Genomic DNA, 23,540 nt, shown 5'->3' on the forward strand with positions numbered 1-23,540 from the left:
ACCGCCGATGAGGGCTTTTGGCGCGACGCGCTCCCACCTCGGCAAACGCCCGTAGCTGCGTGGTCTTTGCCTTCGGCGGGTTTCCGTCCGGCGGCCGCTTCACGACCCTGACCCCGTACGAGCACCGATCCCTTGAAGTTGATCGAGCCCTGCCCGATGTGCCTCGTCGCCTGTTACTGGGCGCGGATACCCCGGCTGATCTTCGGAGCCAGTAGTCACGACGTCGCGACCTACGGCTTCGAAAACCTCCAGTTCTACCGACAGGTCGCCCAGCCGATCGAACGCCGGTCGTTGCCGGTACTGGTCGAGCCCAAGTTCTGACCGCTGTCAGCTGTGCAGGGGCGGAACACCCTTTCTATGCCGATGTGAGTGAGTCGGCTAGGTCGCATTTGTTGCGCGACAGCGCTCGCTCGACCTCATCGAACCGACAGTCTCGGTCGCGTCGAGGTCACCGACCGTAACGACATGCCGCTTGGACTTCACGTTCCACGTGCCGAGGCCCGGCGGACCGAGGCAGTGCTCGACCCGTCAGCGGTCGGTGGCGTGCACGAGGCCGCCGGGCAGCGGGACGCGGTCAGCCGCGCAGTCGCACGCGATAAACCCGGTGACGTCGGTGGTCATCCCCGCGAAAATGGCCGACGTGGAAGAGGTCGAGGTCGTCGTCGCCCATCACGAACGCGCGACCCTGCGCGTCGGCGACGTGTTCCTGAAGATCGACGCTGATCAGACGCGCACCGACGTCGAGGTCGAGGCGATGGCTATCGCGCCGATCCCGACCCCGGAGGTCCTGTGGCGGAAGCCGCCCGTGCTCGCGCTCGCCGCCCTCCCAGGGACGGCACTCGGCCGCCTCGGCGAGCCGTCGACCGCGTCGCCGGCGGCGTGGGCCGCGGCGGGTGCCGCCGCCCGGATGCTGCACGACGCGCCGCTGCCGCCATGGCCCGGTCGGAGCCTCGACGAGCTCGCATCGCGCCTCGCCGGCGAGTGCGAATGGCTCGTCGCCAACGACGTCCTTCCCGCTGACGTGGTCACACGCAACCGCCGGCTCGCCGAGACTGCGCTCCGGCCGTGGACACCGGTGTTCATCCACGGCGACCTGCAGGTCGACCACGTCTTCGTCGCCGGTGACGAGGTCACCGGCGTCGTCGACTGGTCCGAGGCGTCCCAGGGCGACGCGCTCTTCGACCTCGCCATCCTCACGCTCGGACACAAGGAGCACCTTGGCGACGTCGTCGCCGGCTACGGCACCGACGTCGACCGCGACCTCATCCACGCATGGTGGTCGTTGCGATGCTTGACTAACGTCCGCTGGCTGGCCGAGCACGGCTACGGGTCGCCGGACGAGTTCCCCGAGGTCGCCGTGCTGAGATCCCGGCTGTGAGGCTGCACGAGCCCGACGGCCACGAGTGCCGTTCTGCCGCACCGAGCGGGCCATCTCATGAAGCGCGTCGTCTTCCGGACCGACGAGGTCATGGTCCTCTAATCGCGCTTGACCCCAGTGCACCCGATCACGTGCGGCCGGTCCAAGGCTAGAAACAGCATGAACGCACAGGGCGGGTCTTTCACTGTCACCTTGCCCAGCCGTACGAGTTCCGTTCCGCAGTCCCGAAGTTGCTCCACGGCCTCCCGCAGCCCGATCGTCCGTTGGCCTGTTCTCCGGGTGTGTCGCTCGCGGCGCCGATAGATCGTCTCCAGCTGCGATGCCGGTATCCCGTCATCCCAGACGACAAACTCAGCGCCCTGGAGCAACGCCTGCCGGCACGCGCGATGCGCCGGTACGTCATCAACAAGCGCGCTCAGAAGCTCGTCTCGCGTCACCAACCAGCTCCCGTCTGGGCCGTGCCGCAGCTCCAGGACGTGCCCGCCACGTGCCCGATCGGCCGGAGGATGAGGGACAGCAACGGTCAACCATCGCAGGAGACGACAAAGGCCCCTGATGCGTTTCCGCAGTTCAGAGGCCCTGCCGTTCCCTGGTGGCGGGTGAAGGATTCGAACCTTCGAAGCTTTCGCGACGGATTTACAGTCCGCTCCCATTGGCCGCTCGGGCAACCCGCCAGGGCATCGCCACCACGCCATGCGCGGCAGCGGAAGCAAGGATAGCGGTTGCCCCCCGAGACGACGCAACCGGGTACCGTCAGGGGGTCGTGCCGCTGGTCAGCGGCCGATGGAACACCTTCAGACCGCCGGACAGCAGGAGCATGAGCATGGCAGCCAACCCGTCGTTCGACATCGTGAGCAAGGTCGACCGCCAGGAGGTCGACAACGCCCTCCGCCAGGCGGAGAAGGAACTCGCGCAGCGGTTCGACTTCCGCGGCACCGGCGCCGAGATCTCCTGGTCGGGCGAGGAGGCGATCAGCCTCCAGGCGGAGACCGAGGAGCGGGTCCAGGCGGCGCTGGACGTCTTCAAGGAGAAGCTGATCAAGCGGAACATCTCGCTCAAGTCGCTGGACGCCGGCGACCCCCGCGCCTCGGGCAAGATCTTCAAGATTGACGCCAAGGTCATCCAGGGCATCGAGACCGACAAGGCCAAGGCGATCAGCAAGAAGATCCGCGACGAGGGGCCGAAGGGCGTGCAGGCGCAGATCCAGGGTGACCAACTCCGGGTCACCGGCAAGAAAAAGGACGACCTCCAGGCCATCATCGCGCTGCTCAAGGGCGAGGACTTCGGCGTCGCCCTGCAGTTCACCAACTACCGCTGACGAGCTGACGGCGCCGGTCAGCGCGAGAAGATCAACAGCAGGATCACCGTCAGGATCGCGCTGATCAGGATCGAGCCGAGGCAGCCGATCCGGCTCGAGAAAAAGACGAACACTCCCGTGCTGTACCCGCCCGGGACGCGTTGAGACCCGCCAGCCGAGCCCCGCGTCGAGCGGTCACCCCCATCGGGTGACCGCTCGACGCGTATCAGTGTCGGATCCGGCTATAACCGTCCGGCCCGCCGCGGGGCCGCATGCTGCGGTGAGCGACGGGTCAGACGGCGACGGTCTGCTCGGGGCGTACCGCGGATCGGGTCTCCGCGCGGGCGATGGGGCCGGCGGGCAGTGCGGCGACCGCGGCGCCGACGGCGACCGCCGCCCCGGCGAAGAGGAACGCCCAGGGCACGCCGCCGGCGTGGTCGACGATCAGGCCGGCCACGGCGCCGCCGGCGGCGCTCGCCGCCACCGACATGGTGACCACCCAGGTGTACGCCTCGTTCAGCATGCTGGCCGGGGCGATCCGCCCGACCAGGGTGTTCTCCAGGGTCAGCGCGGGCGCGATGGTGGCGCCACCGAGCACCAGCGCGACGCCCAGCGCCGCCGGGGCGGCCATCGCCGCGAAGACGGCGAAGCTGGCGGCCACCGCGCCGAGCAGCCACGCGAACTGGCGGGTCATGTTCGCCGACGGCTTGCGTACGCCGAACCAGAAGCCGCCCGCGGCGCTGCCGATGCCCCAGACGGCCAGCAGCAGGCCGGCGAGGCTCTCCGGGTCGTCGGCGGTGGCGTCGCCGGCGAAGGCCGGGACGATCACCCCGGCCGCGCCGAACGCGATGCCGAGGCTGGCGACGCAGACCAGCAGCGCAGGGAAGCCGCCCACCCGCAGCGGGCCGAGGCCCTTGGTGTGGTGCTCACCCGGGTGCGGCTGCCAGCCGCGCATCACCCGGCCGAGGGCCACCGCGGCGGTGCCGACCAAGGTGACCACGGCGGCGCCGACGAGCGCGGCGGCGGCGTCGGCGACCAGCACGAACGCGGCCACCAGCAGCGGGCCGAGCACGAAAACGATCTCGAAGAGCGAGGTCTCCGCGGCGAGCGCCGTGTTGCGCAGGTGGTACCGGCCGGAGGTGGGGCCGGTGAGGTCGTTCCAGGCGCCCCGGATCGCGGCGGTCAACGGCGGATAGGTCGCCCCGGCGATCCCGGCGGCCAGGTAGATCAGGGTCAGGTTGCCGGACTCGGACCGGCTGGCCCCGAGCAGCCCGAACAGCGCGAGGGGGTGGGCGACGGCGGTGGCCAGCAGAACGGGGGTGGGGCCGACCCGGTCGGCGATCCGCCCGGCGACCGGGCTGAGCACGGCGCCGGAGAGCGCGTAGATGCCCCCGGCGACCGCGGCGAGGGAGTAACGCCCGGTCACCTGCTCGACGACGAGCAGCAGCGCCAGCGGGGTCATGCCGATCCCGAGCCGGCCGATGATGCCGAGGATCAGCAGCATCGGCGCGCCGGGAACCCGCCAGACGCCCAGGTACTGGCGCAGTGCGGCCACGGTCGACCTCCGGGGATGTAACGGGTGAGAGACGTTTCGACCCTAACGCCAGCAGGACGGGAGGGAAACGGTTAGTGCCCCGACACACGACTCCGCCCGCGTCCGGACGGGACGCGGGCGGAGGTGTCGGCGTGGGTCAGCGCTGGAACTGGACCGGACCGCTGTTGGCGGCCAGCTGCTCCAGCCGGGCGACCCGCTCCTCCATCCGCGGGTGGGTGGAGAAGAGCGCGGCGATGCCGCCGCCCCGCTTGAACGGGTTGTCGATCATCAGGTGGGCGGTGCTGGTCAGCTGCCCCTGCGGCGGCAGCGGCCGCGCCTGGATGCCCGTGTGGATCTTCCGGAGCGCGCTCGCCAGGGCCAGCGGGTCCCGGCTCAGCGCGGCACCGGACTGGTCGGCCTGGAACTCCCGGCTCCGGCTGATGGCCAACTGGATGATGGTCGCCGCGATCGGGCCGAGGATCAGGGTGAGCAGCAGCACGGCCGGGTTCGGGCCGTCCTCGTCGTCGGAGGAGCCCAGCGGGATGAACCAGGCGATGTTCGCCAGCAGGGTGATGATGCCGGCCAGCCCGGCCGCCACGCTGGAGATCAGGATGTCCCGGTTGTAGACGTGCGACAGCTCGTGCCCGATCACCCCGCGCAGCTCGCGGTAGTCGAGGATCTCGGTGATGCCCTGGGTCACGCAGACCGCCGCGTGGGCCGGGTTGCGACCGGTCGCGAAGGCGTTCGGCTGGGGCGTCGGGCTGACGTACAGGCGGGGCATCGGCTGCCGCGCCTCGGTGGCCAGCTCACGCACCATCCGGTACAGGTCGGGAAACTCTGCCTCGGTGACCGGTTGCGCCCGCATCGAGCGCAGCGCGAGCTTGTCGGAGAAGAAGTAGGTCACGCCGTTCATCAGCAACGAGGCGACGACGGCGATGACCAGCCCGCCGCTCCCGCCGAACCAGTAGCCGACCGCGAGGATCAGCGAGGTCAACAGGCCGAGCAGCGCTGCGGTCTTCAGACGGTTGTGATGCACGATCGCTCCTTTGGTGCGCGGACCCGCGCGGGACCCGCTGACCGGTCCAACAACCCGGTACCCGTCAACCATCCTGCTCATGGCTGAAAGTTGGCTGGAAAAAGCTGTGCGTCGGCTGTGCGGCCGGATCAGCGGGCCGCGAGGTCGAGCAGGAGTTGCGGGGCGAAACCCACCACCACGGCCACCGCGGTGGCAACCGCCAGGGCCAGGCCGACGCTTGCGGCCGGGCGGATGCCGGCCGACCCGTCCGCCGGGGCGGGCGGCGCGTCGGCGTCCGGGGCGGCCCAGAGGCTGGCGGCCAGGCGCAGGTAGTAGGCGAGGCCGATCACCGCGTTCAACGCCACCACCAGGGCGAGCCACCCGGCGCCGCCGTCCAGCAGCGACCGGACCGCGGTCACCTTGGCGAAGAGGCCGGCCAGCCCGGGCGGCAGCCCGGCCAGGCCGATCAGCGCGAGCGCGAACGCGCCACCCACCCAGGGGTGCCGGCGGGCCGCCCCGCGCAGGTCGTCCAGGCTGCCGCCGTCGGCGTCCGCCGGGCGCAGGGCCACCACCGCCGCGAAGGCGGCCAGCTCCAGCACCACGAAGAAGACGGCGTACGCGACCGCGGCCGCGTACGCGCCGGCGCGGGCGTCGGCGGCACGGCCGGCGGCCAGCGCGAGCGCGCCGAGCGGGGCGAGGATGTAGCCGGCCTGGGCCACCGAGGACCAGGCGAGCAGCCGGACCGTACGCCGCTGGCGCAGCGCCACCAGGTTGCCGACGGTCATGGTCAGCACGGCGAGCAGCGCCAGCACCGGACCGGTGACGGTGGCCGGCAGCGCCCGCTGGACCACGGCGAGCAGGGCGACCACCCCGCCCAGCTTCGACGCCGTCGACAGGTACGCGGCCACCGGCAGCGGTGCGCCGTCGTACGTGGCCGGGGCCCAGGCGTGGAACGGCACCGCAGCCACCTTGAAAGCAAGCCCCAGCACCACCAGCGCCACCGCGACCGTGGCGAGCGGCAGGTCCAGCAGCTCCGACCGCTCGGTGAGGGTGGCGCCGAGCCGGCCGAGGTGCAACCCGCCAGTCACCGCGTAGAGCAGCGCCGCGCCGAGCAGGGTCAGCGTGGTCGCCACCACGCTGACCACGAAGAAGGTCACCGCCGCCTCGGCGCTGGCCAGGCTGCCCCGGCGCAGCCCGACCAGGACGTAGAGCGGCAGAGTGAGCGTCTCCAGCGCCACGATCAGGGTGATCAGGTCACCGGCCGCGCCGAGCACCACGCCGCCGGTCAGCGAGCAGGCGAGGAGGAAGCAGTACTCCCCGACCGGCGTCCGGCCGGCCCGCAGCAGCGGCCCGGAGAGCGCGAGAACGCCGAGGGTGAGCAGCGCGAACACCACCGCGACCAGGGCCGCCCGGCCGCCGTACACCCAGGAGCAGTCCGCGCCGACGCAGAAGGTACGCCGCTCGTCGCCCGCCCCGACCAGCGCCGCGCCGAGCGCCGTGGCCGCCGACCCGACGCCCGCCACGGCGACCGTCGCGGCGGCCCGAGCCACCAGGAGGTCGGCCAGGAGCACGAGGACGGCCGTCCCGGCGGCCAGGTACGCCGGCAGCAGCGCCACGTTGTCCACGCTCTGCACCAGGCTCACGCCGCCACCTCGCCGTGGAGCCGGCCGTCCTGCGTCCGAGACCTCATCGGAGCACCTCCACCAGGGCATCGACCGGGCCGGACGCGTAGCCGAGCACCAGCGCGGGGGCCAGGCCGACGGCCAGCGCCAGCAGGACCAGCGGGGCCCACGCCGTCAGCTCGGCCCCGGCCAGCCCGGGCGCCAGCCGGCCCACCGCCGGGCTGGGTCGCCCGTGGGTGACCTGGCGCAGCAGCCGCAGGAAGTACGCCGCGGTCAGCGCCCCGCCGACCGCGGCCAGCACCGCCAGGGTGGTCCACAGCCCGCCGCCCCGCCGGACGGCGGCCACCACGGCGAACGCCTCGCCCCAGAAGCCGGCCAGCCCGGGCAGCCCGAGCGAGGCGATCGCGGCGAAGCCGAGCAGCCCGGCCAGCCGGGGCGCGGTCTCCCGCAGCCCGGACAGCTCGGCCAGCGCGCCGGTGTGGGTACGGTCCTTGACCGCGCCGGCGAGGAAGAAGAGCAGACCGGTGATCACCCCGTGCGCGATGTTGCCGATCAGCGCCGCCTGGATGCCGGTGGCGGTCAGCGTGGCCACCCCGAGCAGCACGAAACCCATGTGCCCGACGCTGGAGTACGCGATCAGCCGCTTCAGCTCGTCCTGCGCGAGGCAGACCAGCGAGCCGACCAGGATCGCGGCGACGGCGAGCATGCCGAGCACCGGGGCGGCCCAGCGGGCGCCCTCCGGGGCCACCCCGACCGCCACCCGGATCAGGCCGTACGTACCCATCTTGAGCAGCACCCCGGCGAGGATCACGCTGCCGACGGTGGGCGCCTGGGTGTGCGCGTCGGGCAGCCAGGAGTGCAGCGGCCAGAGCGGGCTCTTCACCGCGAACGCCAGCGCGAGCAGGGTGAACGCGGCGAGCTGGGTGCCCCGGGACATCCCGGCCCCGCCGGTCAGCGCCACCAGGTCGGCGGTGCCGGCGGCGGCGACCACCACGTAGACGCCGACCAGCAGCAGCACCGAGCCGGAGAGCGTGTAGAGGACGAACTTCCGGGCCGCCCGTCGCCGGTCGTCGCCGCCCCAGCCGGCGATGATCGCGTACATCGGGAGCAGGACGACCTCGAAGAACACGAAGAAGAGCACCAGATCGAGGGCGAGGAAGGTACCGAGGATGCCCACCTCGACGACCAGCAGCAACGCGACCAGCGCCCGGCCGCTGCCACCGGCCGGCACCCGCCACAGCGTGTACCCGCAGCAGAGCAGGGTGAGCAGGGCGGTGAGCACCACCAGCGGCCAGGAGATGCCGTCCACCCCGAGGTGGAAGCGCAGGTCGAGGCCGGGCACCCAACGCAGGTCGAGCCGGTGCCAGGGCTGCACGGCGGGACGCGGCCCGTAGCCGAACCAGCCGTGGTCGCCGCCGACCAGGGGCAGGGTGGCCAGCAGGGTGAGCGCGGCGGCGACCGTGCCGACCAGCCGGGCCGCCGGGTCGTGCGGGATGGCCGCCACAGCCACCGCGCCCACCGCCGGCACGGCGAGGACCGCGACGAGCAGGAACTGTCCGAGGCTCACGTCACCACCTCAGTTCGCGACTGCGGGGCTCGCAACACCGGCTCGCTCCTCGCGCTCACGATGCTCCGCCGATCAGCGCCACGGCGAGGCCGATCAGCAGGGCGCCGGCCAGCACGCCGGCCGCCGCGCGCGGCAGGGCCGCGCGGTGCAGCGCGGCCAGGCCCCCACCCAGGCCCACCGCGGCGCGGCCGCTGCCCTCGACCGCCCCGTCCACCACCAGTTCGTCCCCGGTACGCGCGGCCCGGGCGAGCGCCGTCGCCGGGCGTACCACGAGGGCGTGCTGGATGTCGTCGAGCCGGAACGCCCGGGCGAAGACCGGCCGCAGCGGACCCAGGAAGCGGGCCGGGTCGGCGGCCGGGTCCCGGCGCCAGCCGGCCCACGCCACTCCCGCGCCGACCAGCAGCAGGACCAGCGGGAGCAGCACCGCAGGGGTGAGGTGGGCCAGCGAGTCGCCGAAGTCGGTCAGCTCGGCCTCGGTGATCGGCGCGAAGATCCGGTTGGTGAACGGCCCCCAGAAGCCGGCCAGGCCGAGCAGCGCCGCCGGGACCGCCAGCAGCAGCACCGGCCAGCGCATCAGCGCCGGCGGATCGTGCGGATGCGCCAGCGGGATCCGGGTGGCGCCGAAGAAGGTACGCAGCAGCAGGCGGGTGGCGTACCAGGCGGTGACGGCGACGCCGAGCAGCCCGGCCAGCCAGACCAGCCAGCCGACCCACTGCGGCGCCGGGCCGGCGCCGGCCAGCGCGGCGGCCTCGGCGGCGGCGAGCACGCCGTCCTTGCTCCAGAACCCGGACAGCGGCGGCACCCCGGCCAGCGCGCCGAGACCGACCACCGTGCACCAGAAGGTCACCGGCATGGTGCTGCGTAGACCACCCATCCGGGACATCAGCGTGGTGCCCACCGCGTGGATGACCGCGCCGGCCGCGAGGAAGAGCAGCGCCTTGAACGCGGCGTGGCTGAGCAGGTGGAACAGCGCCGCGGTGGGCGCGCCGACCGCGAGCGCGCCGGTCATGTAGCCGATCTGGGAGACCGTGGACCAGGCCAGCACCCGCTTGATGTCGTCCTGCGCGGTGGCCGCGAATGCGCCCAGCAGCAGGGTGATCGAGGCCATCACCCCGAGCACCGCGAGCGCCATCGGGGCGCGCTCGAAGAGCGGGAAGAGCCGGGCCACCGCGTACACGCCGGCGGCGACCATGGTGGCGGCGTGGATCAGCGCGGAGATCGGGGTCGGGCCGGCCATCGCGTCCGGCAGCCAGGTGTGCAGCGGGAACTGGGCGCTCTTGCCGGCGACGCCGGCGAGCAGCAGCAGGCAGGCGGCGGTGAGCGTACCGGTGGAGTAGGGGTGCGCGAGCACGTCGGCGATCCGGAAGCTGCCGGCGGAGACGCCGAGCAGCGCGATGCCCAGCAGGAAGCCCACGTCACCGACGCGGGTGACCAGGAACGCCTTCACCGCGGCGGCGGGCGCCTCCGGCAGCCGACGGTCGTGGGCGATGAGCAGGTAGGAGCAGATGCCCATCACCTCCCAGCCGACCAGCAGCATGATCAGGTCGCCGGAGACCACCACCACCAGCATCGCGGCGGTGAACAGGCTGATCTGCGCCGCGTACGGCGGATAGCGGTGGTCCACCTCGACGTCGTCGTGCGGGCCGCGCTTCAGATAGGCGATCGAGTAGACCTGCACGGCAAGGGCGACCGCGGCCACCGCCGTGGCCACCAGGACGGCCACCCCGTCCAGCCGATAGCCGAGCGTGACCCGCAACCCGCCCAGGTCGACCCAGGTGGTCGAGCCCTCGACCAGATGGTCCACCCGGCTCAGCAACGCCAGCGCGGCGAGCAGCGCCCCGGCCGCGCCGGCCACACCGAGCGCGATCGCCACCTTCCGGGCCCGGTCCTCGCCGGTCGCCGCACCGCGCGGCGACGGCGGCAGCAGCAGCCCCACCAGGCCGGCGGCCAGCGGCAGGCCGGGCAGCAGCGGTACGAGCGGCGCCAGCCGCCCGAGGCCCTCGCTCATCCGCGCACCTCCGGCCCGTCGACGCCGCTCACGGTCTGCGGCCCCTCGGCGGCGGCCGCCGGCCGGGTACCCGCCGGGACGGGCGTCGGAGCCTCGGTCAGCGGCACCTCGTCCACCGCGACGCTGGCCCGCAACCGGTAGAGCTGGAGCACGATGGCCAGCCCCACGCCGATCTCGGCGGCGGCGAGCACGATCACGAAGAGCGCGAAGACCTGCCCGGCGTGCGGCAGCTGCGCCCGGACCGTGGTGTCCGCGGTGACCAGGATCAGGTTGACCGCGTTCAACATCAGCTCGACCGCCATCAGCACCAGCACGGCGTTGCGGCGGCGCAACACGCCGTAGCCGCCCAGGCCGAAGAGGAGCGCGGCGGTGACGTACGGGATGACCGGCCTCACGCGCGCCCGCCCTCGTCCGCCGGGCGGCCGATGTCGGGGCGGGACAACACGATCGCGCCGACCAGGGCGGCGAGCAGCAGCACCGACAACACCTCGAAGGGCAGCACCCAGGAGCGGAAGACCTGCTCGCCGAGGCGGTCGGCGGTGCCCGCGGCGGGTAGCTCCACCCGGGACCAGCGGAACGCGTCGACCAGCAGCACGGCCAGGCCCAGCCCGCTGCCGCCGCCGATCAGCGCCGCCGGCCAGCCCGGCCGGTCCAGGTCGTCCGAGGCGCCGATCGGCGCGCGGGTCAGCATCACCGCGAAGAGCAACAGCACCACCACCGCGCCGACGTAGATCAGCACCTGCACCCAGGCCACCAGCTCGGCGGTGAGCACCAGGTAGTCGCCGGCCAGCGCACCCAGGCAGACCACCAGGTAGAGCCCGGCCCGGACCAGGTGTTTCGTGCTCACCACCAGCACACCCGCGCCGACCGCCACCGCGCCGAGGGCGACCAGCAGCACGTCCGCACCCGTCATGGGGCCGTACCTCCGTCGGCGGCGGGGCCGGGCTCGGGGCGTACGGCGGCGGGGCGGGCCGGGGCGACGGCCTTGCGCGCGGCGGTGATCTCCTCCTTGGCCGGGTCGCCGTGGGGGTCGTGCGCCGGCGGCGGCGGGACGGTGGCCATCCACTCGCCGAGGTGGTCCTTGTCGTGCAGCAGGTCCTTGATGTCGTACTCGGCGTACTCGAACTCGGGCGACCAGTAGAGCGCGTCGAAGGGGCAGACCTCGATGCAGATGCCGCAGTACATGCAGAGCGAGAAGTCGATGTCGAACTTGTCGAGCACGTTGCGCTGGCGGGGGCGGGCGGCGCCGGGCACCGCCACCTCCTCCTTGTGCGAGTCGATGTAGATGCACCAGTCCGGGCACTCCCGGGCGCAGAGCATGCAGACCGTGCAGTTCTCCGCCAGCAGCGCGATCACGCCGCGGGAGCGGGGTGGCAGCTCGGGGGCGACATCCGGGTACTGCTGGGTGGTGGCATGGCGGGTCATCGTCTTGAGCGTGACCGCCAGCCCCTTCACCAGCCCCTCGCCGGGCACACCGCTCCGCTCGCTCATGCCGCCCATCCTGCCCTGTGCCCCCGGCGCGCGCGACCACCACCCGGCTCTTACCGGCGGTACGGTGACCGAGGGCGTGGAGGTGCGGTCCACCCGGAGACCGGGCGATGGACCAAGTTCGTGGACACCGGGGAGCCGTTCCCGGTGAACCTGTCGATCGATCGGATCACGCCCCGGGGTCGGTGACGCCTCGCCGCGGCGGGAGCATCTCGACGCCGAGCTGCTGGAGGAGCTGGAACAGCTCGTTGACGCTCCACATGTCGAGGATCCGGCCGGTCTCGTCGAAACGCAGGAACGTCGCCCCCGAGTAGCTGACCACCCGCCCGGTCGGCGGCACCGCGCCGAACTGGCCGGCCTGGGTGCCGGCGGCCCGCCAGTGCACGGCTACCCGGTCCCCGGCCGCCACCACGTCGACGATCTTGTAGCGCAGGTCCGGGAAGGCCGCCCGCCGATCCCGGTGCCAGGCGAGCGTCGCGTCCGGCCCGGTCCCGCCCAGCCCCGGGCAGTCCTCGGCGATCAGGTCGTACGCCGTCTCCTCGCGGCCGCCGTTCCACACGTCAGTGATGAAACGTCGGGCCGCCGCCTCCACATCGGTCACCGCGGCAGCCTAGTCCCCGGCTCGTCCGGCTGCCCCGGGACTCCCGAGCGACCATGATGGGACTCGGACGCCGGCAGGGCCGGCGCGGTGGACGACGGCGAGGAGGCGGCGTGAGCGCGGACAGCGACGAGGCCCGGACCGACGGCACGTACGTCGAGCCCGGCGGCGAGTTCACCCGGGACCAGCGCTACATCGCCACGCGGATCACCGCCGACGGCCGCGACGGCTGGCCGGTGGAGCCCGGTCGGTACCGGCTGGCGGTCAGCCGGGCCTGCCCGTGGGCCAACCGGCTGATCATCGTCCGCCGGCTGCTCGGGCTGGAGGACGCCATCTCGATGGCGGTGGCCGGGCCGACCCACGACGCCCGGAGCTGGACCTTCGACCTGGACCCGGGCGGACGGGACCCGGTGCTCGGCATCGAGCGGCTGGCCGAGGCGTACTTCAAGCGCTTCCCCGGGTACGAACGCGGCATCACCGTGCCGGCGATCGTGGACGTGCCGACCGGGCAGGTGGTCACCAACGACTACTCCCGGATGAGCCTGGACCTGTCGACCGAGTGGACCGCGTACCACCGCGAGGGCGCGCCGGAGCTGCACCCGGAGCGGCTGCGGGACGAGATCGACGAGGTCAACGCGGTGGTCTTCGCCGACGTCAACAACGGCGTCTACCGGTGCGGCTTCGCCGGCAGCCAGTATGCGTACGAGATGGCGTACCACCGGCTGTTCGACCGGCTGGACTGGCTGAGCGAGCGGCTGGCCGGGCAGCGGTACCTGGTGGGCGACACGATCACCGAGGCGGACGTGCGGCTCTTCACCACGCTGGTCCGCTTCGACCCGGTCTACCACGGCCACTTCAAGTGCAACCGGCAGAAGCTGACCGAGATGCCGGTGCTCTGGGCGTACGCGCGGGACCTGTTCCAGACCCCCGGCTTCGGCGACACCATCGACTTCGACCACATCAAGCGGCACTACTACGAGGTGCACCGGGACATCAACCCGACGGGTGTGGTCCCCCTCGGCCCCGACCTGTCCAATTGGCTGACCCCGCACGACCGCGAGTCCCTGGGCGGTCGCCCCTTCGGCGACGGCACGCCGCCCCCACCGCCCCCGCCGGCTGAGCGGGTCGACCCCGCCCACACCCCGCTGCGCTGAGGCGTCCGGTCAGAGGGCGAGGCGGACGGCGGCGGTCAGGACGAGCTGGGCCAGGGCCAGCGGGACCAGCACCAGCCAGCAGAGGCGCTGGAGCTGGTCCTCGCGGAGGCGGGGGTAGGACACCCGGAGCCAGATGATCACGAAGGCGACGGCGAAGACCTTCATCAGGGTCCAGAGCCAGCCGAGCTGGGCGTCGGCGAACGGGCCATGCCAGCCGCCGAGGAAGAGCACGGTGGTCAGCGCGGCGATCACCACGATGCCGACGTACTCGGCGAGCAGGAAGAAGGCGAAACGCAGGCCGGTGTACTCGGTCATGTAGCCGAAGACCAGCTCGGAGTCGGCCACCGGCATGTCGAACGGCGGTCGCCGGATCTCGGCCAGCCCGGCGACGAAGAAGACCACCATCGCGGGCGCCTGCCAGAGCAGCCACCACGGCCGCCACGCCTCGACGATGCCGGAGAGGCTGAGCGTGCCCGCCGCCATCGCCACCGACGCGGCGGCCAGCACCAGCGGCAGCTCGTAACCGAGCAGCTGGGCCGCGCCGCGCAGGCCGCCGAGCAGGCTGTACTTGTTGGCCGACGCCCACGCCGACATCAGCACCGCCACCACGCCGACGCCGACCACCGCGAGGACGAAGAAGAGGCCGATGTCCAGCGGCTGTCCGACCAGGTCACCCGGGCCGAGCGGGATCACCAGCAGGGCGAGCAGGTACGGCACCAGCGCCACCGCCGGGGCCAGGCGGAAGACCGCCCGGTCCGCGTCGCGCGGCGTGACGTCCTCCTTCTGCACGAACTTGATCCCGTCCGCGACCAGCTGCGCCCAGCCGTGGAAGCCGCCCGCGTACATCGGGCCGAGCCGGCCCTGCATGTGCGCCATGACCTTGTGCTCGACCTGCCCCACGACCAGCGGCAGGGTGAGGAACGCGACCAGCACGGCTGCCACCCGGAGGACCAGCTCCAACCAGGTCGGCATCAGGCGTTTCCTTCCTCAGCCGTGGGCTCGTCGCCGGCCACCGGCTCGGCGCGGGTCGGCCCGGTCGGGCGCTCGGCGGCTCCCGGGCGGGCCGGACGTTCGCCGGGGGCCGGCCGCGCGGGACGCTCCCGGGCCGGGCGGGCCGGCGTGCCGCCGCGCGGGCCCTCGCCGGCGCCGGCCGCGCCGGCCGGGGTCGGCGTGGCGCCCCACTCCCCGGGCGCCGGCACGCCCGGCGGGCGGATCGGCCGCCGGCCGCCGCCGGCCGCCGACTCGCCCGGCTCCTTGGCGCCCGGCCAGGGCTTGGCCACCCGGGAGGCGAGGATGAACTCCTTGCGCAGCGGGTGCCCCTCGAACTCCGGCGGCAGCAGCAGCGGCTTCAGCTCGCCGTGCCCGTCGAAAGCGATGCCGAACATCTCGTACGTCTCGCGCTCGTGCCAGGCCGCGCCCGGATAGAGGTCGACCACCGACGCCACGGTCGCCACCTCCCGGGGCACCCGGGTCCGCAGCAGCAGCCCGTGCCGCCCGGTCGTCGACCAGAGGTGCACCACCACGTCGAAGCCGTCGGCCAGCTCGTCGACCGCCGACAGCCAGTCGAAGAAATTCAGGCCCAGCTCGGCGTCGTCGCGGGCCGCGCGCACCGCGTCCCGCCAGCTCGCCGGGGGTACGTCGACGGTGGCCCGGGCGTACCCCTGACCGCCGGAGACCGACGCGGTGGCCTCGACGGGCGCGAGCAGCGCGACCAGCCGCTGGCCGACCTCTTCCGGAGTCATGCCGCTGATCCTATGGCCGGCTGGCCGCACCCGTGTCGGGCCGCCCGCGCTCCCGGCCGGGAGGTTCTGGTCGCTTTGCCGGGCGGGCGGTGCCCGGGCGGGGAAAGATGAAGACCGTGCGCGCTGTGACTGTGACTCCCGGTGTCCCCGATTCGCTGCGCCTGACCGAGGAGTGGCCCGAGCCGGCCTCCGAGGAGGGTGCGATCCTGGTCGAGGCGCTGGCGGTGGGCATCTGCGGCACCGACCAGGAGATCATCGCCGGGGCCTACGGGGAGGCGCCACCCGGTCAGGAACGGCTCGTGCTGGGCCACGAAGCGCTGGGCCGGGTGCTGGAGGACCCCACCGGCACCCTCCAGGCCGGCGACCTGGTGGCCGGCGTCGTCCGGCACCCCGACCCGCTGCCCTGCCCGAACTGCGCGGTGGACGAGTGGGACATGTGCCGCAACGGGCAGTACACCGAGCACGGCATCAAGGCGCTGTCCGGGTTCGCCCGGGACCGGTGGCGGGTACAGCCCAAGTTCGCCGTCGGCCTGGACCCGGTCCTCGCCCCGGTCGGGATGCTGCTGGAACCGACGAGCGTGGTGGCGAAGGCCTGGGACCACATCGAGCGGATCGGTCGCCGCACCGAGTGGAAGCCGCAGACCGTGCTGGTCACCGGGGCCGGGCCGATCGGCCTGCTGGCCGCCCTGCTCGCCACCCAGCGCGGGCTGTCGGTGCACGTGCTGGACCGGAACACCGAGGGGCCGAAGCCGGACCTGGTCCGGGCGCTCGGCGCGACGTACCACACCTCGCCGGTGAGCGAGCTGGAGTTCGAGCCGGACGTGGTCGTGGAGTGCACCGGGGCGCCGGTGGTGGTGCTCGACGCGATGTGCAAGGCCGCGCCGACCGGCATCGTCTGCCTGACCGGGGTGTCCAGCGGCGGCCGGACCATCGACTTCGACGCGGGCGCGCTCAACCGGGCCCTGGTGCTGGAGAACAACGTGGTCTTCGGCTCGGTCAACGCCAACAAGCGGCACTGGGACCTGGCCGCCGAGGCGCTCGCCCGGGCCGACCAGGCCTGGCTGAACTCGCTGATCACCCGCCGGGTGCCGGTGGCGGCGTACGCCGAGGCGTACACCCCCGGACCGGACGACATCAAGGTGGTGCTCGACTTCACCGCCTGAGCGGCCGGGCCGGGGCGGCTCAGATGCCGGGCAGCCTGCCGTTGCGGAACAGGTCCACGAAGAATTGGTGGTCGTGGCGGGCCTGGACGCCGTACCCGTGTGCGAAGTCGACCAGGTGCCGGACGAAGGTCTCCGCGTCGGCGTCGACGGCGGCGACGATCGCCTCCTCGGTGGAGTAGTCGACCAGGTCGTGGCTGGACTCGTCGTCGGCGACCGAGTGCATCCGGGCCACCGCGCGCCCCAGGTCGGTGAGCACCCCGGCCAGCTCCTCCGGCTCGTTGACGTCGGCCCAGTCCAGGTCGGCCGCGTACGGCGAGACCTCGGCGACGAGCTGGCCGGTCCCGTCCAGCTCGGTGAAGCCCACCCACGGGTCGGCGTACGCCTGGAGCGCCCGCTGCGACTCGGCGGTCCGGTGGCCCTGGTGCGTGAAGTAGCCGCGGACCCGCTCGTCGTCGATGTACCGCGCCACCGCCGGCACCTGGGCCTGCTTCATGTAGATGACCACGTCGTTCTCCAGCGCCTGGGTGTGCCCCTCCAGCAGCAGGTTGTACGACGGCAGACCGGCCGAGCCGATCCCGACCCCCTTGCGCAGCACCACGTCCTTGATGTTCGCCGCAATCGGGCGCAGCCGGATCGCGGACTCCGGCCGGGTGTCGAGGTAGTCGTGGAAGGCGGCGCGGACCTGCTCCCGGGTCTCCTCGTCGACCTCGAACACGCCGTCACCGAGGGAGAACCGGCGGTCGTAGTTGTCGATGGTCGTCTGCGTCCCGAGCAGCTCGACCCGGGTGTTGAGCCGGGCCTGCTGGAGCACCCGGCGCAGCACGCCGTCGGCGTTGTCCAGGGTGATCGAGCCGATCGCGTCGTCCCCGCCGGCCGCGATGGCCCGCAGTTCGGTGAGGTAGGAGCGGGCGAAGCCGCTGACCAGTTCCCCGATCACCCGGTCGGAGAGCGCCTTGCCGTAGCCGAGCAGCGCCACGCTGGCCGCGAAGCGCCTCAGGTCCCAGGTGAACGGCCCGACGTACGCCTCGTCGAAGTCGTTGACGTTGAACACCAGCTGCCCGGAGGCGTTCATGTACGTGCCGAAGTTCTCCGCGTGCAGGTCGCCGTGGATCCAGACCCGGCTGGTCCGCTCGTCGAGGAACCGGTCGTCGGCGAAGTCGCCGCGCTGGTCGGCGTAGAACAGCGAGGCGCTGCCCCGGTAGAAGGCGAACGGGGACGCCGCCATCTTGCGGAACTTGCGGCGGAACGCCGCCGGGTCGAGCGCCATCGACGCGCCGAACTCCTCGGTCAGCACGTCGACGATGAAGGCGGAGCGCTTGTCCGCGGACTGGGTCATGGTCCGCAGGCTAATCCCCGACCGCCAGTGCCGTCCTCAGCCGGCCGGAGGACGTACCGGTGGCGCGGTGAGGGATGCCACCGGGCGCGGCGCGGCCTCCGCGGGCCCGGCGTCGACCGGCGGGGCGAGCGGGTCGGGGCGGCTGACGCCGCCGATGCCGGACTGCTCGGCGGCGATCTTCTCCTGGAGGCGGAGGATGCCGTGCAGCAGCGCCTCCGGCCGGGGCGGGCAGCCGGGCACGTAGACGTCGACCGGGATGAGCTGGTCGACGCCCTTGGTCACCGAGTACGAGTCCCAGTAGGGGCCACCGCAGTTGGAGCAGGCGCCGAACGAGATGACGTACTTCGGCTCGGGCATCTGGTCGTAGAGCCGCTTGATCGCCGGGGCCATCTTGTCGGTGACCGTGCCGGAGACCACCATCAGGTCGGCCTGCCGGGGACCGTGGGCGAACGGGATCACGCCGAGCCGGATGAAGTCGTGCCGGCCCATGCTGGTGGCGATGAACTCGATGGCGCAGCAGGCCAGCCCGAAGTTGAACACCCAGAGCGAGTAACGCCGTCCCCAGTTCAGCACGAACCGGATCGGCTCGCCGAGCACCGCCGGTAGCTGCACCTCGGGCCTCCCTCGCGTGTCCCCGATCTGACAGTCAACCACAGCGCTCCGGCGGCAACCGGCGCAACCGTCGGGAGCATCGACACGTGTGACGAGCGTCGACCGCATCGGCGGCGACGGCACGGGGAGGACCAGATGATGGTGACGGGGGAACCGAGGCTCGACGAGCCTCCACCCGAGCGGGCCGCGGGCCGGCGGGAGGGCCGGGAACGGACCGACGGGGTCGACTTCGACGAGTTGTACCACGCGCACTTCCGGTCGTTGACGCTCCAGCTCACCGCCTACTGCGGTGACCTGTCGCAGGCGCAGGACCTGGTGCAGGAGGCGTTCTGCCGGGCCTTCGCCCGCTGGTCCCAGGTGTCCCGGTACGACGATCCGGTGGCCTGGGTGCGGCGGGTCGCCTGGAACCTGGCCAGCAGCCGGTGGCGGCGCCTGCGGACCGCGCAGACGTGGCTCCTACGTCAGCGGGAGGAGCACGTGCCCGGGCCCGGCCCGGACCGGGTGGCGTTGACCGCCGCCCTGGCGCTGCTGCCGGCGAACCATCGCCGCGCCGTGGTGCTGCACTACCTGGCGGATCTCTCCGTCACCCAGATCGCGCAGCAGGAGGACGTGCCGGAGGGCACGGTCAAGTCCTGGCTGCACCGGGGCCGAGCGGCGCTGGCGACCGAGCTCGCCACGAACGAGGTGAACGACCATGACTGACTTCGACGACATGCTGGTCAGCGGGGAGTTCGCGGCGTACCGCGAGGCCCTCACCCCGGCCGTGCACCCGGCCGGTCCGGCCGCCGTCCGGACGACCGTGCGGCGCCGGCGGCGGCGGGCCGTGGTGGTCACCGCGGCGGCCGTGGTGCTCGCCGTGGCGGTCCCGGTCGGCGCGAACGCGGCCCTGGACCGGCGGTCCGGCCCGCCGCCCGCGCCCGCCCAGACCGGGGAGCCCACCCCGTCGCCGGCGACCCCGGCACCTAGCCCGTCCACCGCGTCGCCCACGCCGAGCACCGCCAGCCCCACCCCGGCGGCGCCGGACGGCCGGATCAGCCGGGCCCAGCTCCTCGCCACCCGCGTCGACCTGGCCGTCTGGCCCGGGGAGATGCCGCCCACGACATGCACCAGCAAGGACGTCCGGCTCCGGACCGGCCCGCTCAACGAGTCGCTGCCGGCGGTGCTGGGCGACCTCGCCTACGGCGACCTGGACGACGACGGCGCGACCGAGACGGTCGCCCTGGTGGGCTGCCGGTACGGCGAGGCCTCGGAGAAACAGCTGGTGGCGTTCGACCGGGACGGAGCCGGACGGATCGTCACGATGGGCCGGGTGGTCGGCACCCGCGACGGGATGGAGGACATCACCGCGTTCTCCGTCGAGTCCGACCGGCAGGTCCGGGTGCATGTGGCCGACATCCAACCCTGCTGCAGCACGCCGTCATGGGCACCGCAGCGGCAGTGGCGGACGTACGCCTGGATCGGCGACCGGTTCGACCAGACCGCCGGGCCGACGAAGTTCGGAGTCGACCCCCGGCTGACCGACCTCACCCTGACGGCCGGTGACCTGGTCGTCGGGCCGCCGGACGCGACGGGCAAGCGGACCGGCTCGGTCACCGTCATCGTGGTGAACAAGGGACCCGTGGACGTGCCCCTGCTCGGCTTCTCCGACTTCTACAGCATCGGCGAGCCCGCCGGCGGGGACCTGGCCCGGTGCCGGGAGGTGCGGTCGGAGGGGTCGGGCGCCTGTGTCCTGGACGGCCTGCCGGCCGGGAAACGGAAGACGTACACCTTCACTTTCCGGTACGACCCGCCGGGCATCGGCGGTCCGCCGACCCTGAGTGTCATCCACTACGACTCCCAGGAGCGGTACTGGAGCGACCTGAAGTGGAAGGACAACCAGGTCGACCTGAAGACGGTCGGCTAGCCGCGCGGCGACCCGGTGCCCCCGGGTCGCCGCGTCACATTGGCGACAGGCCGTGCCGCAACCGACCGTCCGAGATGGACGTGTCACCACCATCGGGCGGACGGAAGCGCCGCCGCCCACCAACGGGGATCCACGGGAGGACCAGCATGACCACACGTACGGCACGGATCGCCACCGCGCTGCTCGGCGGGGCCGCCGCCCTGCTCACCCTGACCGCGCCGGCCGCCGCCGCGCCGACCGGAACGACCGGCGGCACCGACATCACCGCCCAGCGGCTCGTCCTCGACCCGACCGACCGGGGGTACGTCGGGACGCTCACCGCCACGGTGACCAACCGGAGGTCGACCGCGACGTCGGTCAACCTGGTCATCACCGAGCCGGCCGCCGCCTCGTTCAGCACGATCGAGCCCGGCGGCGCCTGCCTCTACGACCGGCTCGTGGAGAACCGGCTGGTCGTCGGCTGCATGGGCGACCGGATCGAGGCCGGGCAGAGTGTCACCTTCCGGCTTGGCTTCCACGTCTGGACCACCGCCCGCGACTACCCGATGATCGCCGACGGCGGCCGTATCGAGGTGGTCCCGGACGGCGCCACCCGGGCCGCCGACAGCACCCGCTTCACCACGCTGCTCCGCTCCACCACCGGGAGCCTGAAGAAGCCCCGGCCGTACGTGCAGGCCACCGAGACCGACCTGAGCATCCGGGGCGGCGCGGTGGTGCTGACCCGGCAGGCGGACGGCAGCCTGCTCGGCCGGATGCCGGTCACCGTGCGCTACGGCAACGACGCCCCGACCTTCATGCTCAACGTCGACGCCGCCCTGCCTGCCGGGGTGGCGGTCCACCACATCGAGCCGCAGGACATGCCGAGCTTCCCCAACTGGTTCACCGTGCCGGGCGGCCGGTTCATGCCGGGCGAGGAGCGGACCTTCGACGTGATCCTCAGCGCGCCGGCGGGGACCACCGCGGGCGAGCTGGGCACCGGGACGTTCACCGTGGCCGGCAGCTACTTCTGGGGTGCCGACCCGCAGGACGTGGACCCGAGCGACAACACCGCCTCGTTCACCGTGACGGCGGCCGACGCGAGCTGAATGCCCCGAGAACGGGCCCGGCACACCGCGCCGGGCCCGTTTCGTCCGCCGGGACCACACTGATCGGCCCGCGCCGATATGGTGATCGTCGATTGGCGCCGGGGGACGGCGCACAACGGGGACCACGGGGAGGAACACCTTCATGTCCATGACCATTTCCACCGGGCGCCGACTCGCCGCCGCCACGCTAGGTCCGGCGCTGGCGCTGCTGGCCTTCGCCGCACCTGCCGCCGCGGCGCCGGAGTCGACCGGCGCCATGTCCGTCACGGCCGAGCGCCTGGTGCTGGAGCCCACCGACCAGGGGTACGTCGGCACCCTCACCGCCGTCGTCACCAACGAAGGAACGGTGGCCGACTACCCGAGCCTGACCTTCACCGAGCCGGCCGGGGCCTCGCACACGACGATCACGCCGGGCGGTCCCTGCTTCTTCATCGGGCAGGAGGCGAACCGGCTGCGTATCCAGTGCCTGGGCGAGCAGGTCCAGCCCGGCGACAGCCAGACGTACTCGCTGGGGTTCCACGTCTGGACCACCCCGCGCGACTACGCCATGACGGTCGCCGGCACCGAGATCGCCGTGGAGCCGAACGGAAAGCCGGAGTTGGCCGACACCGCCGCCTTCACCACCCTGTTCCGGTCCACGAAGGGCAGCCTGAAGAAGCCTCGGCCGTACGTCCAGGCCGTCGACAGCGACCTCCGGATGACCGCCGGGAACGTCACCCTCGACCGGCTGCCCGACGGCAGCCTCAGCGGCCGGATGCCGGTCACCGTCCGGTACGGCAACGACGCCCCGTCGTTCGACCTGCCGGTGACCGCCAGCCTGCCGGCCGGGGTGGTCGTCCACCACATCGAGCCGCAGGACATGCCGAGCTGGAGCGATGGATTCAGCGTGCCTGGGGGCCGGTTCATGCCGGGCGAGGAGCGGACCTTCGACGTCATCCTCGCCGCACCCGCCGGCACGCCGGCCGGTGATCTGGGCGTGGGTTCGTACACGGTCTCGTCGAGCTACTTCTACGGCGCTGAGGTGCAGGACGTGGACCCGAGCGACAACACCGCCTCGTTCACCGTGACGGCGGCCGACGCGAGCTGAACGACCCGTCACCCGGTCGGGGACGATGCCCCGGCCGGGTGACGCGTCTCGTCACTGTTCGGCGACGCCGGGGCCGGGGCCGATCGCCGAGACGGCCGCCGTCACGCCGCCGAGGCCGAGGCCGGCGGCGAGCCCGGCGATCAGCTCCGGGGTGAGCGCCTTCGGGGTCAGGCTGCCGGCGAGCGCCAGCAGCTCCGCCGGCAGCGCGACCGGACCGGCTGCTCGGGCCGCCGCGACCGCGTCGGCCAGGTCCGGGCCGAACTCGGCCACCCGGGGGGCCACCGCCGCGGTCACCGTCAGGTGCACGCTGGCCGGCAGGCAGGCGTACGACAGCTGCGGCTGGGTGTGCCCGCCCCGGGCGGTCAGCTCGTCGACCAGCACGAAGAGGTCGGGCCCCGGGTCGGTGCTGGTGAAGCAGACCACGGTCGACTCCGGCTCGGCCATCAGCCGCAGGCCGTCGACCCCGCGGACCGCGTCCGCCAGCCCGGCCACCGCGTCCCGGGTGAGCGCCGCGAGCCGCAGGTAGCCGGACTCACCGAGGTGCCGGCGCGCACCCGGCGGGGCAGCCGCCCGCTCGGCCCCGTCGCGTCCATGGGGCCGAATGTTACTCACGGTATGGCCCGGGTCACATCCCCTCCTCCGGCGACCAGACCGCCGCCTTCATGTCCACCCCGGACGGGCGCAGCGGGCAGCCCTCGGCCCGCAACCGGGCCCGCGCCTCCCGCTCATGCCCCGGCGGCAACCGGCCGGCGGAGTTCACCACCCGGTGCCAGGGCACCCCGCCCCCGTGCCGGGCCATGATCGAGCCCACCAGCCGGGCCGACGCCCGCCCCGAGCGCTCGGCGAGCGCGTCGGCCACCGCCCCGTAGGACATCACCCGGCCCGGCGGGATCCGCTCGACCAGGTCGAGCACCGCCTCCACGTACTCGTCAGGTGTCACGGCCAGCCACG

Annotated in this window: 23 protein-coding genes, 1 tRNA gene and 1 pseudogene; 9 read left to right on the plus strand and 16 right to left on the minus strand. The window is 72.9% G+C overall.

What is annotated here, in order from left to right:
- Positions 1-132: 132 nt before the first annotated feature.
- A complete protein-coding gene (locus SLP03_RS07930) occupies positions 133-321 on the plus strand; it encodes a hypothetical protein (RefSeq protein WP_319459861.1) in 189 nt (62 codons plus the stop codon).
- Positions 322-631: 310 nt separating this feature from the next.
- A complete protein-coding gene (locus SLP03_RS07935; RefSeq protein ID WP_319459862.1) occupies positions 632-1,378 on the plus strand; it encodes a phosphotransferase family protein in 747 nt (248 codons plus the stop codon).
- A gap of 590 nt (positions 1,379-1,968) precedes the next feature.
- Here SLP03_RS07935 and SLP03_RS07940 read toward each other — a convergent pair.
- Positions 1,969-2,052: transfer RNA gene (locus SLP03_RS07940), tRNA-Tyr, on the minus strand.
- A 149-nt stretch (positions 2,053-2,201) separates the two neighbouring features.
- Here SLP03_RS07940 and SLP03_RS07945 point away from each other — a divergent pair.
- Positions 2,202-2,696 carry a YajQ family cyclic di-GMP-binding protein gene (locus tag SLP03_RS07945; RefSeq protein WP_319459863.1) on the plus strand — a complete coding sequence of 165 codons (495 nt, stop codon included), beginning with the start codon at positions 2,202-2,204 and terminating at the stop codon, positions 2,694-2,696.
- A 271-nt stretch (positions 2,697-2,967) separates the two neighbouring features.
- Here SLP03_RS07945 and SLP03_RS07950 read toward each other — a convergent pair whose 3' ends face one another.
- The 9 genes from SLP03_RS07950 to SLP03_RS07990 all read right to left on the minus strand — a co-directional run bounded on the left by SLP03_RS07950 (position 2,968) and on the right by SLP03_RS07990 (position 12,510).
- Positions 2,968-4,230 (minus strand): MFS transporter, encoded by a 1,263-nt coding sequence (locus SLP03_RS07950; RefSeq protein WP_319459864.1) that lies wholly within the window; start codon positions 4,228-4,230, stop codon positions 2,968-2,970.
- 136 nt (positions 4,231-4,366) lie between these two features.
- Positions 4,367-5,245: a zinc metalloprotease HtpX gene (htpX, locus tag SLP03_RS07955; RefSeq protein ID WP_319459865.1), complete on the minus strand. Its 879-nt coding sequence runs from the start codon at positions 5,243-5,245 to the stop codon at positions 4,367-4,369.
- A gap of 128 nt (positions 5,246-5,373) precedes the next feature.
- Positions 5,374-6,867, minus strand: coding sequence for an NADH-quinone oxidoreductase subunit N (locus SLP03_RS07960; protein WP_319459866.1), 1,494 nt, complete (start codon positions 6,865-6,867; stop codon positions 5,374-5,376).
- A 43-nt stretch (positions 6,868-6,910) separates the two neighbouring features.
- On the minus strand, positions 6,911-8,413 hold the full coding sequence (locus SLP03_RS07965) for an NADH-quinone oxidoreductase subunit M (protein WP_319459867.1): 1,503 nt from the start codon (positions 8,411-8,413) through the stop codon (positions 6,911-6,913).
- A gap of 55 nt (positions 8,414-8,468) precedes the next feature.
- Entirely contained in the window at positions 8,469-10,421 is a 1,953-nt protein-coding gene (locus SLP03_RS07970; RefSeq protein ID WP_319459868.1) for an NADH-quinone oxidoreductase subunit L, read from the minus strand.
- On the minus strand, positions 10,418-10,816 hold the full coding sequence (gene nuoK, locus SLP03_RS07975) for an NADH-quinone oxidoreductase subunit NuoK (protein WP_319459869.1): 399 nt from the start codon (positions 10,814-10,816) through the stop codon (positions 10,418-10,420). The genes SLP03_RS07970 and nuoK overlap by 4 nt, the downstream gene beginning before the upstream one ends.
- Positions 10,813-11,334 carry an NADH-quinone oxidoreductase subunit J gene (locus SLP03_RS07980; RefSeq protein WP_319459870.1) on the minus strand — a complete coding sequence of 174 codons (522 nt, stop codon included), beginning with the start codon at positions 11,332-11,334 and terminating at the stop codon, positions 10,813-10,815. Before SLP03_RS07980 ends, nuoK begins: the two co-directional genes overlap by 4 nt.
- On the minus strand, positions 11,331-11,921 hold the full coding sequence (locus SLP03_RS07985; RefSeq protein WP_319459871.1) for an NADH-quinone oxidoreductase subunit I: 591 nt from the start codon (positions 11,919-11,921) through the stop codon (positions 11,331-11,333). The genes SLP03_RS07980 and SLP03_RS07985 overlap by 4 nt, the downstream gene beginning before the upstream one ends.
- 157 nt (positions 11,922-12,078) lie before the next feature.
- Complete coding sequence (locus SLP03_RS07990; RefSeq protein ID WP_319459872.1) at positions 12,079-12,510, minus strand: ester cyclase; 432 nt, start codon at positions 12,508-12,510, stop codon at positions 12,079-12,081.
- A 56-nt stretch (positions 12,511-12,566) separates the two neighbouring features.
- Here SLP03_RS07990 and SLP03_RS07995 point away from each other — a divergent pair, with 56 nt between their 5' ends.
- Positions 12,567-13,661, plus strand: a complete 1,095-nt coding sequence (locus tag SLP03_RS07995; protein ID WP_319459929.1) for a glutathione S-transferase family protein — start codon at positions 12,567-12,569, stop codon at positions 13,659-13,661.
- A 9-nt stretch (positions 13,662-13,670) separates the two neighbouring features.
- Here SLP03_RS07995 and nuoH read toward each other — a convergent pair whose 3' ends face one another.
- Both nuoH and SLP03_RS08005 read right to left on the minus strand, forming a co-directional pair.
- The gene (gene nuoH, locus SLP03_RS08000; protein WP_319459873.1) at positions 13,671-14,633 is read right to left on the minus strand and encodes an NADH-quinone oxidoreductase subunit NuoH; all 963 of its coding nucleotides are present in this window, start codon (positions 14,631-14,633) and stop codon (positions 13,671-13,673) included.
- Positions 14,633-15,403, minus strand: a complete 771-nt coding sequence (locus SLP03_RS08005) for an NADH-quinone oxidoreductase subunit C (protein ID WP_319459874.1) — start codon at positions 15,401-15,403, stop codon at positions 14,633-14,635. Before SLP03_RS08005 ends, nuoH begins: the two co-directional genes overlap by 1 nt.
- A gap of 116 nt (positions 15,404-15,519) precedes the next feature.
- Here SLP03_RS08005 and SLP03_RS08010 point away from each other — a divergent pair, with 116 nt between their 5' ends.
- Positions 15,520-16,566, plus strand: coding sequence for a glucose 1-dehydrogenase (locus SLP03_RS08010; protein ID WP_319459875.1), 1,047 nt, complete (start codon positions 15,520-15,522; stop codon positions 16,564-16,566).
- Between the two features lie 19 nt (positions 16,567-16,585).
- Here the strand turns inward: SLP03_RS08010 and SLP03_RS08015 are convergent, their stop codons facing one another.
- Both SLP03_RS08015 and SLP03_RS08020 read right to left on the minus strand, forming a co-directional pair.
- A complete protein-coding gene (locus SLP03_RS08015; protein ID WP_319459876.1) occupies positions 16,586-17,902 on the minus strand; it encodes a DUF2252 domain-containing protein in 1,317 nt (438 codons plus the stop codon).
- Positions 17,903-17,938: 36 nt separating this feature from the next.
- Positions 17,939-18,514: an NADH-quinone oxidoreductase subunit B family protein gene (locus tag SLP03_RS08020; RefSeq protein ID WP_319459877.1), complete on the minus strand. Its 576-nt coding sequence runs from the start codon at positions 18,512-18,514 to the stop codon at positions 17,939-17,941.
- Between the two features lie 135 nt (positions 18,515-18,649).
- Between SLP03_RS08020 and SLP03_RS08025 the strand changes: the two genes are divergently transcribed.
- The 4 genes from SLP03_RS08025 to SLP03_RS08040 all read left to right on the plus strand — a co-directional run bounded on the left by SLP03_RS08025 (position 18,650) and on the right by SLP03_RS08040 (position 22,589).
- Positions 18,650-19,216 (plus strand): sigma-70 family RNA polymerase sigma factor, encoded by a 567-nt coding sequence (locus SLP03_RS08025; protein ID WP_319459878.1) that lies wholly within the window; start codon positions 18,650-18,652, stop codon positions 19,214-19,216.
- Positions 19,209-20,417: a hypothetical protein gene (locus tag SLP03_RS08030; RefSeq protein ID WP_319459879.1), complete on the plus strand. Its 1,209-nt coding sequence runs from the start codon at positions 19,209-19,211 to the stop codon at positions 20,415-20,417. Before SLP03_RS08025 ends, SLP03_RS08030 begins: the two co-directional genes overlap by 8 nt.
- A gap of 146 nt (positions 20,418-20,563) precedes the next feature.
- A complete protein-coding gene (locus SLP03_RS08035) occupies positions 20,564-21,502 on the plus strand; it encodes a hypothetical protein (RefSeq protein WP_319459880.1) in 939 nt (312 codons plus the stop codon).
- A gap of 148 nt (positions 21,503-21,650) precedes the next feature.
- A complete protein-coding gene (locus SLP03_RS08040) occupies positions 21,651-22,589 on the plus strand; it encodes a hypothetical protein (protein ID WP_319459881.1) in 939 nt (312 codons plus the stop codon).
- 69 nt (positions 22,590-22,658) lie between these two features.
- On the opposite strand, the pseudogene SLP03_RS08045 reads toward SLP03_RS08040, so the two are convergent.
- Positions 22,659-23,213 (minus strand): annotated as a pseudogene (locus SLP03_RS08045) (aspartate aminotransferase family protein); the annotation flags it as partial.
- Between the two features lies 1 nt (position 23,214).
- Positions 23,215-23,529 carry an MGMT family protein gene (locus SLP03_RS08050; protein WP_319459882.1) on the minus strand — a complete coding sequence of 105 codons (315 nt, stop codon included), beginning with the start codon at positions 23,527-23,529 and terminating at the stop codon, positions 23,215-23,217.
- Positions 23,530-23,540: the final 11 nt, after the last annotated feature.

Origin of the sequence: Micromonospora sp. RTP1Z1, assembly GCF_033804685.1 — a bacterium.
Lineage (GTDB): Bacteria > Actinomycetota > Actinomycetes > Mycobacteriales > Micromonosporaceae > Micromonospora.